Annotated in this window: 19 protein-coding genes; all 19 read right to left on the bottom strand. The window is 67.7% G+C overall.

What is annotated here, in order from left to right; all coding sequences use genetic code 11:
• Nucleotide 1: 1 nt before the first annotated feature.
• On the bottom strand, nucleotides 2-568 hold the full coding sequence (gene rplE / locus ACIBEF_RS08645) for a 50S ribosomal protein L5 (RefSeq protein WP_196919809.1): 567 nt from the start codon (nucleotides 566-568) through the stop codon (nucleotides 2-4).
• Nucleotides 568-888 (bottom strand): 50S ribosomal protein L24, encoded by a 321-nt coding sequence (gene rplX / locus ACIBEF_RS08640; protein WP_172899047.1) that lies wholly within the window; start codon nucleotides 886-888, stop codon nucleotides 568-570. Before rplX ends, rplE begins: the two co-directional genes overlap by 1 nt.
• Nucleotides 885-1253, bottom strand: coding sequence for a 50S ribosomal protein L14 (rplN, locus tag ACIBEF_RS08635; RefSeq protein WP_007465279.1), 369 nt, complete (start codon nucleotides 1251-1253; stop codon nucleotides 885-887). Before rplN ends, rplX begins: the two co-directional genes overlap by 4 nt.
• 97 nt (nucleotides 1254-1350) lie before the next feature.
• Entirely contained in the window at nucleotides 1351-1629 is a 279-nt protein-coding gene (rpsQ, locus tag ACIBEF_RS08630; RefSeq protein ID WP_030489590.1) for a 30S ribosomal protein S17, read from the bottom strand.
• Nucleotides 1626-1862 (bottom strand): 50S ribosomal protein L29, encoded by a 237-nt coding sequence (gene rpmC / locus ACIBEF_RS08625; RefSeq protein WP_007465283.1) that lies wholly within the window; start codon nucleotides 1860-1862, stop codon nucleotides 1626-1628. The genes rpsQ and rpmC overlap by 4 nt, the downstream gene beginning before the upstream one ends.
• The gene (gene rplP, locus ACIBEF_RS08620; RefSeq protein WP_053653940.1) at nucleotides 1862-2287 is read right to left on the bottom strand and encodes a 50S ribosomal protein L16; all 426 of its coding nucleotides are present in this window, start codon (nucleotides 2285-2287) and stop codon (nucleotides 1862-1864) included. The genes rpmC and rplP overlap by 1 nt, the downstream gene beginning before the upstream one ends.
• A 3-nt stretch (nucleotides 2288-2290) precedes the next feature.
• Entirely contained in the window at nucleotides 2291-3160 is an 870-nt protein-coding gene (rpsC, locus tag ACIBEF_RS08615; RefSeq protein WP_091402401.1) for a 30S ribosomal protein S3, read from the bottom strand.
• Nucleotides 3160-3618 carry a 50S ribosomal protein L22 gene (rplV, locus tag ACIBEF_RS08610; RefSeq protein ID WP_007465297.1) on the bottom strand — a complete coding sequence of 153 codons (459 nt, stop codon included), beginning with the start codon at nucleotides 3616-3618 and terminating at the stop codon, nucleotides 3160-3162. Before rplV ends, rpsC begins: the two co-directional genes overlap by 1 nt.
• Nucleotides 3619-3660: 42 nt before the next feature.
• On the bottom strand, nucleotides 3661-3942 hold the full coding sequence (gene rpsS, locus ACIBEF_RS08605) for a 30S ribosomal protein S19 (protein ID WP_007465299.1): 282 nt from the start codon (nucleotides 3940-3942) through the stop codon (nucleotides 3661-3663).
• 12 nt (nucleotides 3943-3954) lie between these two features.
• Nucleotides 3955-4794 carry a 50S ribosomal protein L2 gene (gene rplB, locus ACIBEF_RS08600; protein ID WP_053653944.1) on the bottom strand — a complete coding sequence of 280 codons (840 nt, stop codon included), beginning with the start codon at nucleotides 4792-4794 and terminating at the stop codon, nucleotides 3955-3957.
• 12 nt (nucleotides 4795-4806) lie between these two features.
• Nucleotides 4807-5109, bottom strand: coding sequence for a 50S ribosomal protein L23 (rplW, locus tag ACIBEF_RS08595; protein ID WP_007465304.1), 303 nt, complete (start codon nucleotides 5107-5109; stop codon nucleotides 4807-4809).
• Nucleotides 5106-5756, bottom strand: coding sequence for a 50S ribosomal protein L4 (gene rplD / locus ACIBEF_RS08590; RefSeq protein WP_030489587.1), 651 nt, complete (start codon nucleotides 5754-5756; stop codon nucleotides 5106-5108). Before rplD ends, rplW begins: the two co-directional genes overlap by 4 nt.
• Nucleotides 5753-6418, bottom strand: a complete 666-nt coding sequence (gene rplC, locus ACIBEF_RS08585; protein ID WP_357206399.1) for a 50S ribosomal protein L3 — start codon at nucleotides 6416-6418, stop codon at nucleotides 5753-5755. The genes rplD and rplC overlap by 4 nt, the downstream gene beginning before the upstream one ends.
• An 11-nt stretch (nucleotides 6419-6429) precedes the next feature.
• Nucleotides 6430-6738 (bottom strand): 30S ribosomal protein S10, encoded by a 309-nt coding sequence (gene rpsJ / locus ACIBEF_RS08580; protein ID WP_007073037.1) that lies wholly within the window; start codon nucleotides 6736-6738, stop codon nucleotides 6430-6432.
• A gap of 350 nt (nucleotides 6739-7088) precedes the next feature.
• Entirely contained in the window at nucleotides 7089-8282 is a 1194-nt protein-coding gene (tuf, locus tag ACIBEF_RS08575) for an elongation factor Tu (protein ID WP_030489585.1), read from the bottom strand.
• Nucleotides 8283-8494: 212 nt separating this feature from the next.
• Nucleotides 8495-10591 (bottom strand): elongation factor G, encoded by a 2097-nt coding sequence (fusA, locus tag ACIBEF_RS08570; protein WP_308193421.1) that lies wholly within the window; start codon nucleotides 10589-10591, stop codon nucleotides 8495-8497.
• 74 nt (nucleotides 10592-10665) lie between these two features.
• Nucleotides 10666-11136, bottom strand: coding sequence for a 30S ribosomal protein S7 (rpsG, locus tag ACIBEF_RS08565; RefSeq protein ID WP_007465317.1), 471 nt, complete (start codon nucleotides 11134-11136; stop codon nucleotides 10666-10668).
• 1 nt (nucleotide 11137) lies between these two features.
• Entirely contained in the window at nucleotides 11138-11512 is a 375-nt protein-coding gene (gene rpsL / locus ACIBEF_RS08560; protein ID WP_007465318.1) for a 30S ribosomal protein S12, read from the bottom strand.
• A 508-nt stretch (nucleotides 11513-12020) separates the two neighbouring features.
• Nucleotides 12021-12401: a hypothetical protein gene (locus tag ACIBEF_RS08555; protein WP_396792463.1), complete on the bottom strand. Its 381-nt coding sequence runs from the start codon at nucleotides 12399-12401 to the stop codon at nucleotides 12021-12023.
• Between the last annotated feature and the right edge of the window lie 488 nt (nucleotides 12402-12889).

Genomic DNA, 12889 nt, shown 5'->3' with positions numbered 1-12889 from the left:
CTCAGTTCTCCTTGAACGGGAAGCCCAGGAGCTTGAGCAGCGCCCGGCCCTCGTCGTCGGTCGTGGCGGTCGTGACCACCGTGATGTCCATGCCCCGCTGGCGATCGATCCGGTCCTGGTCGATCTCGTGGAACACCGACTGCTCGGTCAGACCGAACGTGTAGTTGCCGTGCCCGTCCAGCTTGCGCCCGTCCAGACCGCGGAAGTCGCGGATACGCGGCAGCGCGATGGAGAGCAGCCGGTCCATGAACTCCCACATCCGGTCGCCGCGAAGGGTGACCTTCGCGCCGATCGGCATGCCCTCGCGGAGCTTGAACTGCGCGATGGACTTGGTCGCCCGCCGCACCTGCGGCTTCTGGCCGGTGATCGTGGCGAGGTCGCGGACCGCGCCGTCGATCAGCTTGGCGTCGCGAGCAGCCTCGCCGACACCCATGTTGACGACGATCTTGACCAGCCGCGGCACCTGCATGGGGTTGCCGTAGCTGTGCTGCTCACGCAGCTGGGCCACGATCTCGTTGCGGTACCGCTCCTTGAGGCGCGGCAGGGTCTTTTCGGTAGCCGTGGTCATCACAGGTCCTTACCGGTGCTACGCGCGATGCGGACCTTCTGGCCGTTGTCGTCGATCCGGTAACCGACGCGGGTCGGCTTGCCGTCGGAGTCCAGGACCTGCACGTTCGAGACGTGGATCGGGGCCTCCTGGGTGACGATGCCGCCGGTCTTGGCGCCACGCTGGGTGGTGCTGATGCGGGTGTGCTTCTTGACCCGGTTCACGCCCTCGACCAGGACCTTGTCCTGCCGCGGGTAGGCCTGAATGACCTTGCCCTTGGCACCCTTGTCCTTGCCGGCGATGACGACGACCGTGTCGCCCTTCTTGACCTTCACGGTCACAACACCTCCGGCGCGAGGGAAATAATCTTCATGAACCGCTTGTCCCGCAGCTCCCGGCCCACCGGGCCGAAGATACGGGTTCCACGCGGGTCCCCGCCGTCCTTGATGATGACGGCGGCGTTCTCGTCGAAGCGGATGTACGAGCCGTCCGGACGCCGCCTCTCCTTGGCCGTGCGAACGACGACAGCCTTGACGACGTCGCCCTTCTTCACACCGGCACCCGGGATTGCGTCCTTGACCGTGGCCACGATGACGTCGCCGATACTCGCGTAGCGCCGACCCGAGCCGCCGAGAACCCGGATGCACAGGATCTCCCGAGCACCCGTGTTGTCGGCGACGCGCAGTCGCGACTCCTGCTGAATCACGTCTATCTCCTATGTCTGCCGGTTCTCCGGCCGCCGTAGCGGCCGGAGCCTGGCGGAACCAACGCCCGACGCAACGCCGGGCGAGCTCGAGCCTTCGCTACTTGGCCTTTTCCAGGATCTCCACGATCCGCCAACGCTTGGTGGCGCTCAGCGGCCGGGTCTCCATGATGAGAACCCGGTCACCGGTGCCAGCGGCGTTCTGCTCGTCGTGCACCTTCAGCTTGGCCGTACGGCGCATGATCTTGCCGTACAGCGCGTGCCGAACCCGGTCCTCGACCTCGACAACGACGGTCTTGTCCATCTTGTCGCTGATCACCAGGCCCTCGCGGACCTTGCGGCGCGACCGCGCGGCGGCGGTGGCGGTCTCTTCGGTCATGATGCAGTCACCTCAGTCGGCGCGGCCGAGAGCCCCAGCTCGCGCTCACGCATGATCGTGTAGATCCGGGCGATCTCCCGACGGATGACCTGCAACCGCCGGTTGTTGTCCAGCTGCCCGGTTGCGGCCTGCACGCGGAGGTTGAACAGCTCCGCCTTGGCCTCCCGCAGCTTCGTGACCAGCTCCTCTTCGGAGAGCTCACGCAGCTCGGTCGCCTTAACGCCCGCTGCCATCAGGATTCACCCACTTCGCGCGTAACAATGCGGCACTTCATCGGGAGCTTGTGGATCGCGCGACGCATGGCCTCTCGCGCGGTCTGCTCGTTGGGGAAGGACATCTCGAAGAGGACCCGCCCCGGCTTGACGTTGGCAACCCACCACTCGGGCGAACCCTTACCGGAACCCATCCGGGTCTCGGCAGGCTTCTTGGTGAGGGCCTGGTCCGGGAAGATCGTGATCCAGACCTTGCCACCACGCTTGATGTGGCGAGTCATCGCGATACGTGCCGACTCGATCTGCCGGTTCGTCACGTACGCCGGCTCGAGAGCCTGGATCCCGAACTCGCCGAACACCACCCGGTTACCACCCTTGGACGCGCCACTGCGGTCCGGGTGGTGCGGCTTGCGGAAGCCCTTCGGGGGCTTGCGCGGCATCAGCATCTGTCAGCCCTCCTGCTGCGTTTCTGCCGGAGCAGCAGTGGCGGCGACAGCTGCGCTGTCGACCGGCTCGCCGCTCGGCGTCTCGGCCTGCTGCGCGATGGTGGTCGCAGCAGCCCGACCGGCCTCGGTGCCACCAGCCGTGGTGCCGGACGAACCCGACCGGCCACGGCGCGGACGCTCGGGACGGTCGCCGCGCTCACCACGACGCGGGCGGGACGGACCGGCCTCGGCCGGAGCTTCCCGGCCCGGGACGGCGTCGCCCTTGTAGATCCAGACCTTCACACCGATCCGACCGAACGTGGTACGGGCCTCGAAGAAGCCGTACTCGATGTTGGCCCGCAGCGTGTGCAGCGGAACCCGGCCCTCACGGTAGAACTCGGTCCGGCTCATCTCGGCGCCGCCGAGGCGACCCGAGACCTGAACCCGGATGCCCTTGCAGACCGGGTTCTTCATCGCCGACTGCATGGCCTTGCGCATCGCCCGACGGAAGCTGACCCGGCTGGACAGCTGCTCGGCCACGCCCTGCGCGACCAGCTGAGCGTCCGACTCGGGGTTCTTCACCTCGATGATGTTCAGCTGAACCTGCTTGCCGGTGAGCTTCTCAAGCTCGCCACGGATCCGGTCGGCCTCCGCACCCTTACGGCCGATGACGATGCCCGGCCGGGCGGTGTGGATGTCGACCCGGACCCGGTCGCGGGTGCGCTCGATGTCGACCTTGGAAATCCCGGCACGCTCGAGGCCCTTGGACATCATGCGGCGGATCTTGACATCCTCGCCGATGTAGTCCTTGTAGAGCTTGTCCGCGAACCAGCGGGACTTCCAGTCGGTCGAGATGCCGAGCCGGAACCCAGTGGGGTGAACCTTCTGACCCATTACTCGGCGTCCTCCGTCTTGCTCTGCGCTTCGGCCGGTGCGGCCTCCGTGGCCGGGGCGGCCTTCTTCGCCGCGGCCTTCCTCGGCGCTGCCGGCGCGACCGCTTCGACCGCCACAGTGATGTGGCAGGTGCGCTTGCGGATTCGGTACGCCCGACCCTGCGCCCGCGGCTGGAACCGCTTCATCGTCGGGCCCTCGTCCACGAAGGCCTCGCTGACGAGCAGCGCGTCGGGGTCCAGCCGCTCGTTGTTCTCCGCGTTGGCGATCGCGCTAGCGAGCACCTTGTACACCTGCTCGCTCGCAGCCTGCGGCGCGAACTGCAGCACCGTGAGCGCCTCCTTCGCGGGCAGGCCGCGGACGAGGTTGACCACCCGGCGCGCCTTCATCGGCGAGATGCGCACGTGCCGCGCAACCGCCCGCGCGCCCGGAAGCACCGGAGCGTCGCCCTTTCCTGGCATCGCTGTAACCCCTTGTTCCCTCTATCCGTATGCCTGGCGGCGTCAGCGCCGACGGCTCTTCCGGTCGTCCTTCTCGTGACCCTTGAACGTGCGGGTCAGCGCGAACTCGCCGAGCTTGTGCCCGACCATCGCCTCGGTCACGAACACCGGGACGTGCTTGCGTCCGTCATGCACGGCGATCGTGTGCCCCAGCATCTCGGGGATGATCGTCGAGCGCCGCGACCAGGTCTTGATCACGTTCTTGGAGCCCTTGTCGTTCTGAACTTCCACCTTCTTGAGCAGGTGGTCGTCTACGAACGGGCCCTTCTTCAGGCTGCGAGGCATGTCTTATCTCCCTCAGCCGCGCTTACGCGTGGCGTAGCGACGGCGGACGATCAGCCGGTCACTCGGCTGGCCCTTACGGCGGGTGCGGCCCTCGGGCTTACCCTGCGGGTTGACCGGGTGGCGACCACCGGAGGTCTTACCCTCACCACCACCGTGCGGGTGGTCGACCGGGTTCATGGCGACACCACGGACGGTCGGGCGCTTGCCCTTCCACCGCATCCGGCCGGCCTTACCCCAGTTGATGTTCGACTGATCGGCGTTGCCGATCTCGCCGACGCTCGCGCGGCAGCGCACGTCCACGCGCCGGATCTCGCCGGACGGCATACGCAGGGTCGCGTACGCGCCCTCGCGGCCGAGCAGCTGGATGCCGACGCCGGCGGAACGGGCCAGCTTGGCCCCGCCACCCGGACGCAGCTCCACGTTGTGGATCGTGGTACCGACCGGGATGTTGCGCAGCGGCAGGTTGTTACCCGGCTTGATGTCGGCGCCCGGACCGGACTCGACGCGGTCGCCCTGCTTCATGTCCTTCGGCGCGAGGATGTAGCGCTTCTCACCGTCGGCGTAGTGCAGCAGCGCGATGCGCGCCGTGCGGTTCGGGTCGTACTCGATGTGAGCGACCTTCGCCGGCACGCCGTCCTTGTCGACCCGCTTGAAGTCGATCAGACGGTACTGACGCTTGTGACCGCCACCGTGGTGCCGCGTGGTGATCCGGCCGTGGGCGTTACGCCCGCCCTTCTTCGGCAACGGAGCCAGCAGCGACTTCTCCGGCGTGGACCGGGTGATCTCGGCGAAGTCAGCGACACTCGAGCCACGTCGGCCCGGCGTCGTCGGCTTGTACTTACGGATAGCCATTGTCTACACCCCTCAGCTGACCGGGCCGCCGAAGGCCTCGATACGGTCACCGTCAGCCAGCTTCACGATCGCCCGCTTGGTCGCCTTGCGCTGACCGAAGCCGGTCTTGGTGCGCTTGCGCTTACCCTGGCGGTTGAGCGTGTTGACCGTCAGGACGCGGACGTTGAAGATCTGCTGGATAGCGATCTTGATCTCGGTCTTGTTCGCGTCCGGGTGCACCAGGAAGGTGTACCAGTTCCGGTTCAGCTCGCTGTAGCTCTTCTCCGAGACGACCGGCGCCACGATGATGTCGCGCGGGTCGGCGATCGTGCTCACTTGCCACCCTCCTCGGTGGTCTCGGCGGGCACGCCCAGGAACTCGTCCAGGGCGTCCTTGGTGAAGACCACGTCGTCGGCCACGAGCACGTCGTACGTGTTCAGCTGGCCGGACTCGATCAGGTGCACCCGCGGCTCGTTGCGCAGCGACACCCAGTTCAGCTCGTCGGTGCTGCTCAGCACGACCAGGACCCGACGGGCCTCGGTGAGCTTGGTCAGCGTGGCCAGGGCCGCCTTGGTCGACGGCTTCTCGCCCGAGACGAACGCCTCGACGACGTGCACCTGCCCGGCGCGGGCCCGGTCGGAGAGGGCACCCCGCAGAGCGGCGGCCTTCATCTTCTTCGGGGTCCGCTGGCTGTAGTCGCGCGGCACGGGACCGTGCACGACGCCACCGCCGGCGAACTGCGGCGCGCGGATCGAGCCCTGCCGGGCGCGACCGGTGCCCTTCTGCTTGTACGGCTTCTTGCCGCCACCGGCGACCTCGCCGCGGGTCTTGGCCTTGTGCGTGCCCTGTCGGGCCGCCGCGAGCTGGGCCACCACGACCTGGTGCATCAGCGCGACGTTGGCCTGCACGTCGAAGATGTCCTCCGGCAGCTCCACGGAGCCGCTGGTGGTGCCTTCGACGGTGCGCACGTCAACGGTGGTCACTTGGCCGCACCGCCCTTCTTCACCTTGCTCTTGGCCGCGGTACGGACCAGAACGAGCGCGCCCTTGGGACCAGGAATGGCACCCCGGACGAGCAGCAGGTTGTTCTCGGTGTCGACCGCCTGGACGGTGAGGTTCTGCACGGTGTACCGAACGCCACCCATACGGCCGGCCATCCGGGTGCCCTTGAAGACACGCCCCGGAGTGGCGCAGGCGCCGATGGAGCCGGGCGAGCGGTGCTTGCGCTCGACGCCGTGCCCGGCGCCCAGGCCGTGGAAGCCGTGCCGCTTCATCGGGCCGGCGTAGCCCTTGCCCTTGGTCTTGCCGGTGACGTCGATGATGACGCCGGCCGGGAACTCCTCGACAGTGACTTCCTGCCCGAGCGAGTATTCCCCGGCGTCAGTGGTGCGCAGCTCGACGATGTGCCGGCGCGGCGCCACGTCCGCCTTGGCGTAGTGCCCGCTGACCGGCTTCTTGACCTTGCGCGGGTCGATGGTGCCGTACGCGAGCTGGACCGCGGAGTAACCGTCCTTCTCGGCGCTACGAACCTGGCTGATGACGCACGGGCCGGCCTCGACCACGGTCACGGGAACAACGCGGTTGTTCTCCCAGACCTGGGTCATGCCGAGCTTGGCGCCCAGGATCCCCTTGACTTGCCTGTCCATTTGTCCGGTCCCTACAGCTTGATCTCGATGTCGACGCCAGCCGGCAGGTCGAGGCGCATGAGCGAGTCGACCGTCTTCGGGGTCGGGTCGATGATGTCGATCAGCCGCTTGTGAGTGCGCATCTCGAAGTGCTCGCGCGAGTCCTTGTACTTGTGCGGCGAGCGGATAACGCAGAAACGGTTGATCTCCGTGGGCAGCGGCACCGGGCCCGCGACCTGCGCCCCGGTGCGCGTCACCGTCTCGACGATCTTCCGAGCCGAGGAGTCGACGACCTCGTGGTCATAGGCCTTGAGCCGGATGCGGATCTTCTGTCCCGCCATGGTGGCTTCTGTTCCTTCTCTCGATGCCGCTGTGTTGCGGGCGCCTGTACCGGCTGGCACAGGCCCACTTCGCCGACCCCCGCGGTCGGGCGTGTCGCGCCCTCGGGCCGAGCTCCGCCCCTACGTACCGGAGTGGTGCTGACCGCACTGGGGGTCAAGGCGCCGATCGCACTACCGCGACCTGAACGCCGTGCGAGGGTGGTTGGCGACTGGGCCGCCAACCACCCTACGCTCGACTGCCTCGCCACCCGGAGGTTCAGCGAAAGCCGAACACAGGCGACGAACTGTCGTTACGCAACCTGACTAGTATGCCGCACGACCGGCGGCGGGTCTAATCGGGGTTACCTAGTTCACTTGTTAATCTTGGTGACGAACCCGGCGCCGACGGTGCGGCCACCCTCGCGGATCGCGAACTTGAGGTTCTCCTCCATGGCGATGGGCTGGATCAGCTTCACCGACATGGACGTGTTGTCACCCGGCATGACCATCTCGGTGCCCTCGGGGAGGGTGACGACACCGGTGACGTCCGTGGTCCGGAAGTAGAACTGGGGACGGTAGTTCTGGAAGAACGGGGTGTGACGGCCACCCTCCTCCTTGGAGAGGATGTAGACCGTCGCCTCGAACTCCGTGTGCGGGGTGTTCGAGCCCGGCTTCACGACGACCATGCCGCGCTCGACCTCGTCGCGCTTGGTACCACGCAGCAGCAGGCCGACGTTCTCACCTGCGCGGGCGTCGTCCAGGGTCTTCCGGAACATCTCGATCGCGGTGACCTTGGTCTTGAAGCTCTTCTCCTTGATACCGACGAGCTCGACATCCTCGTTCGGCAGGAGAACGCCGCGCTCGACGCGACCGGTGACGACGGTGCCACGACCGGTGATCGTGAAGACGTCCTCAACGGGCATCAGGAACGGCTTGTCAACCTCGCGCTCCGGCTGCGGGATCGAGGTGTCGACAGCGGTCATCAGGTCCAGCAGCTTGCCGGTCCACTCGGGGTCACCCTCAAGGGCCTTCAGCGCCGAAACCCGAACGACCGGCAGGTCGTCACCCGGGTACTCCTGCGAGGAGAGCAGCTCACGGACCTCGAGCTCGACGAGCTCCAGGAGCTCCTCGTCATCGACCATGTCGCTCTTGTTGAGCGCCACGACGATGTACGGCACACCGACCTGACGGGCCAGCAGCACGTGCTCGCGGGTCTGCGGCATCGGGCCGTCGGTCGCCGCGACCACCAGGATCGCGCCGTCCATCTGCGCGGCACCGGTGATCATGTTCTTGATGTAGTCGGCGTGCCCAGGGCAGTCGACGTGCGCGTAGTGCCGCGACTCGGTCTGGTACTCGACGTGCGCGATCGAGATCGTGATACCGCGGGCCTTCTCCTCCGGCGCCTTGTCGATCTCGTCGAACGGCGTGTAGGGGTTCAGGTCCGGGTACTGGTCGTGCAGGACCTTGGTGATGGCCGCCGTCAGCGTCGTCTTACCGTGGTCGATGTGACCAATGGTGCCGATGTTGACGTGCGGCTTAGTCCGCTCGAACTTAGCCTTCGCCACTGGTGTCCTCCTGTGGACTTCTTGGTTCGTACGCCCGGCGCGCCGGTCGGCGCTTAGGACTCTGTCGACAGCCTTTCCGGCCCGAAGGCCGGAGAGCCTTTGTGGGTTCTGCGGCGATGAAGCCTACAGGCCCGGTCTCACGCGATCCGATCGTGGTGGCCGCGGGCGGGTGAACCCTCCCGCGACCAACCACGAATCACCTGCTCAGAGCGCTACTCGCCCGTTGCCTTGGCGATGATCTCCTTCGCGACGCTCTGCGGAACCTCGGCGTAGGAGTCGAACTGCATGCTGTAGCTAGCCCGGCCCTGGGTCTTCGACCGCAGGTCGCCGACGTAGCCGAACATCTCCGACAACGGCACCAGGGCCCGGACGATGCGGGCGCCGCTGCGCTCCTCCATCGCCTGGATGATGCCGCGGCGGGAGTTGAGGTCACCGATGACGTCACCCATGTTCTCCTCAGGAGTGGTGACTTCAACGGCCATCATCGGCTCGAGCAGTGCCGGATCGGCCTTGCGGGCCGCGTCCTTCATCACCATCGAGCCGGCGATCTTGAATGCCATTTCCGACGAGTCGACCTCGTGGTACTGGCCGTCCAGCAGGGTCAGCTTCACGCCGACCAGCGGGAAGCCCGCCAGGATGCCGTACTGCAGCGCGTCCTGCGCACCGGCGTCCACCGAGGGGATGAACTCCCGGGGGATGCGGCCGCCGCTGACGGCGTTGGCGAACTCGTAGGTCGGCGAGTCGTTGTCCAGCGGAAGCGGCTCGACGCTCACGATCACGCGGGCGTACTGGCCGGAACCACCGGTCTGCTTCTTGTGGGTGTACTCGACCTTGTCCACCTTGCGGCGGATGGTCTCGCGGTACGCCACCTGCGGCTTGCCGACGTTGGCCTCGACGTTGAACTCGCGGCGCATCCGGTCGACCAGGATGTCCAGGTGCAGCTCACCCATGCCGGAGATGACCGTCTGACCGGTCTCCTCGTCCAGCTGGACGCGGAAGGTCGGGTCCTCCTCGGCCAGGCGCTGGATGGCGGTGCCCAGCTTCTCCTGGTCGGACTTGGTCTTCGGCTCGATCGCCACCGAGATGACCGGCTCCGGGAAGGTCATCGACTCCAGGATGACCGGGTTCGCCGGGTCGGAGAGAGTGTCGCCGGTGGTGGTCTGCTTGAGACCCTGCACGGCGATGATGTCGCCGGCCTGCGCCGACGGACGCTCTTCCCGCTTGTTGGCGTGCATCTGGTAGATCTTGCCGATGCGCTCCTTGCGGTCCTTGGTGGAGTTGACCACCTGGGAACCGGAATCGAGCGTGCCGGAGTAGACCCGCACGTAGGTGAGCTTGCCCAGGTGCTTGTCCGTCTGGATCTTGAAGGCCAGGCCGGAGAAGGGCTCCGAGTTGGACGGCTTACGCAGCAGCGGGGTCTCGCCGTCGGTGGCCGTACCCTCGATCGCCGGAACGTCCAGCGGCGACGGCAGGAAGTCGACAACGGCGTCGAGCATGGGCTGAACGCCCTTGTTCTTGAACGCCGAGCCGCAGAGCACCGGGTTGGCCTTGCCGGCGATGGTGGCACGCCGGATGGCGGCCTTGATCTCCTCGACGGAGATCTCGTCGCCCTCCAGGTACTTCTCCATCACCGCGTCGTCGACGTCGGCGAGGGTCTCCATCAGCTTCTCGCGCCACTCGGCAGCGGAGTCGGCCAGCTCGGCCGGGATCTCCTCGACCGCGTAGTCCTCACCCTTCTGGGTCTCCCCACGCCAGGTGAGCGCGCGCATGCCGATCAGGTCGACGACACCGATGTGGTCACCCTCGAGCCCGATCGGGATCTGGAGCACCAGCGGGGTGGCGTTCAACCGGTCGATCATCATCTGCACGCAGCGGAAGAAGTCGGCGCCGGTGCGGTCGAGCTTGTTGACGAAGCACATACGCGGGACGTTGTACTTGTCGGCCTGCCGCCAGACGTTCTCCGTCTGCGGTTCCACGCCGGCGACACCGTCGTATACCGCTACCGCACCATCCAGGACCCGCAGCGACCGCTCGACCTCGACCGTGAAGTCGACGTGGCCGGGCGTGTCGATGATCTGGATCGTGTGGTCTTTCCACTCACACTTGGTAGCAGCGGAGGTGATGGTGATACCACGCTCCTGCTCCTGCTCCATCCAGTCCATGACGGCAGCGCCCTCGTGGACCTCACCGATCTTGTACGTGATGCCGGTGTAGAACAGGATTCGCTCGGTGGTCGTGGTCTTACCGGCATCGATGTGCGCCATGATGCCGATGTTGCGTACCTTGGCGAGCGCGTCTGCGGCGGCCACTTCAATCCCTACTTATCGTCGTCTCGACACAACTGGTGGCGGTTCCGGCGCCCGGAGGCGCCGGAACCAGGGTGTTACCAGCGGTAGTGCGCGAAGGCCTTGTTCGACTCGGCCATCTTGTGCGTGTCCTCGCGCCGCTTGACGGCGGCACCGAGGCCGTTACTCGCGTCCAGCAGCTCGTTCATCAGCCGCTCGACCATGGTCTTCTCGCGCCGGGCGCGGGAGTACGTGACCAGCCAGCGCAGGCCCAGGGTGGTCGCCCGGGTGGGGCGGACCTCGACCGGAACCTGGTAGGTGGCGCCACCGACACGACGGCTGCGCACCTCGAGGGTCGGCTTGACGTTGTCCATCGCCCGCTTGAGGGTGACGACCGGGTCGGTGCCGGACTTCTCGCGGCAGCCCTCGAGGGCCGCGTACACGATGGACTCGGCGAGCTGGCGCTTGCCGCGGAGCAGGATCTTGTTCACCAGCTGGGTGACCAGCGGCGAGTTGTACACCGGGTCAGCGACCAGTGGCCGCCGCGGAGCGGGTCCCTTACGCGGCATGTCAGCTCTTCTCCTTCTTCGCGCCGTAACGGCTGCGCGCCTGCTTGCGGTTGCGGACACCCTGGGTGTCCAGCGAGCCGCGAACGATCTTGTAACGCACGCCGGGGAGGTCCTTCACACGGCCGCCGCGGACGAGCACGATCGAGTGCTCCTGCAGGTTGTGACCGACGCCGGGGATGTAGGCGGTCACCTCGATCTGGCTGCTGAGCTTCACGCGAGCGACCTTGCGCAGCGCCGAGTTCGGCTTCTTCGGGGTGGTGGTGTACACGCGGGTGCACACGCCGCGCCGCTGAGGGGAACCCTTCAGCGCCGGGGTCTTGGTCTTGGTCGTCTTCGCCTGGCGGCCCTTTCGGACCAGCTGCTGGATCGTGGGCACCGGGTTTCTCCGCTCCCTTCGGCCGCATCCGCGGCCGCGCCGTCTGCTCGTTAGCCGGCCTGGTGACCGGCTCTCCTACATTCCGACCAGGGTCGCCTTGCGGAGACCCCGGCACCCGCGGTCGGGCGTGTCGCCCTCGTCACGGCCCCGTTGCGACGCTCTCGCGTTCGTACCGGGTTTTGTCACCGGCGCGCGGGTCGCCCCGCTCCGGATCCTTGGCTTGTCGTGCCGCCGTCCGTAAGCCGGAAACAGCGCACGCACGAGTTGCCCGGGCATGCCCGGGCACAAGGGGAAAGAGTACCTACCACAACCGCCCAGGTCAAAACGGAATGGCCCGGCGACTGTCTCACACCAGCCGGCCGGATCTCGTCCTGCCCCGTCGCCCGCGATGGGCACCTACGAATACAAGTGTACCGGCTTCCCCGCAGAAGCACCCATCGCCCCCGGGGTGACCGGAAGCCCTCCGCGGAAAACCCCCGTCAGGTGCCGGATCTGTCGGTGATCACCCTCAGGTCAGGGTGAGAAGCAGGGCGAGACCCAGGCCCAGCAGGCTGAGCAGCGCCCCCGCCGCGCCGCAGCTGATCCCGGCCATCGCCAGCCCGCGACCGGTGAACTGGACCGCGGAGGGCGCGGTCGGTCGCCGGATCTGTCGCCGGCCGAGCAGCCCGATGACGACCGCCGCCCCACCGGCCAGCACACCCAGCGCCGCGAACGCCCCGGAGGCCCAGGCCCCGCCGTCGTTCTTGAAAGCCACTCCGAAGCAGATCACCAGCAGGGAGACCAGAAGTGAGGCGATCCCCGCCACCAGCGCCCCGATGGCCAGCCCGGAGGTGACCGGTGCCACGTCCAGGTGCACGACGCCGAACGTCGTCCCCGAAACCGCCTCCACCCGCTTCGGCGGCCGGCGTTGGTCGTCGGTGGGCGGCGGTACGGAACGCCCCGGCGTGCCACCCCACCCGGGGCCGTGCCCCGGCGGCGGCGGTCCCCAGCCGTACGGCGCGACCTGCCCAGACGGGGACGGCCCCCACCCCGGCGGTGCGGACGGGGACGAACCCCACCCGGGCGGCGCGGACGGCGCAGACGGGTACGGACCCCAGCCTGCCGGCACACCCGGTGCGGACGAGGACGGGCCCCAGCCGTACGGCACTCCGGAGCCAGCCGGCGGCGGGCCCCAGCCGGGCGGCGCACCCGGCCCGGAGGTGGGCGGGCCCCAGCCGGGCGGCACTCCCGGCCCGGAGCCGGGCGGGCCCCAGCCCTGCGGCGTCGAGGTCGGTGCGCTGGAGACCGGGTACGGCTGGTCGGAGCCTTGCGTCGCGGTGGCACCCCAGCCGTTCGGACCCCAACCGGGAGGCGGCGCCGCAGGGGCCTGCGGGCCCG

This window comes from Micromonospora sp. NPDC050795 (assembly GCF_044456785.1).
Classification (GTDB): Bacteria; Actinomycetota; Actinomycetes; order Mycobacteriales; family Micromonosporaceae; genus Micromonospora.
The sequence above is the reverse complement of the archived record's forward strand: the minus strand, read 5'-3'. Positions and strand labels throughout refer to the sequence as shown.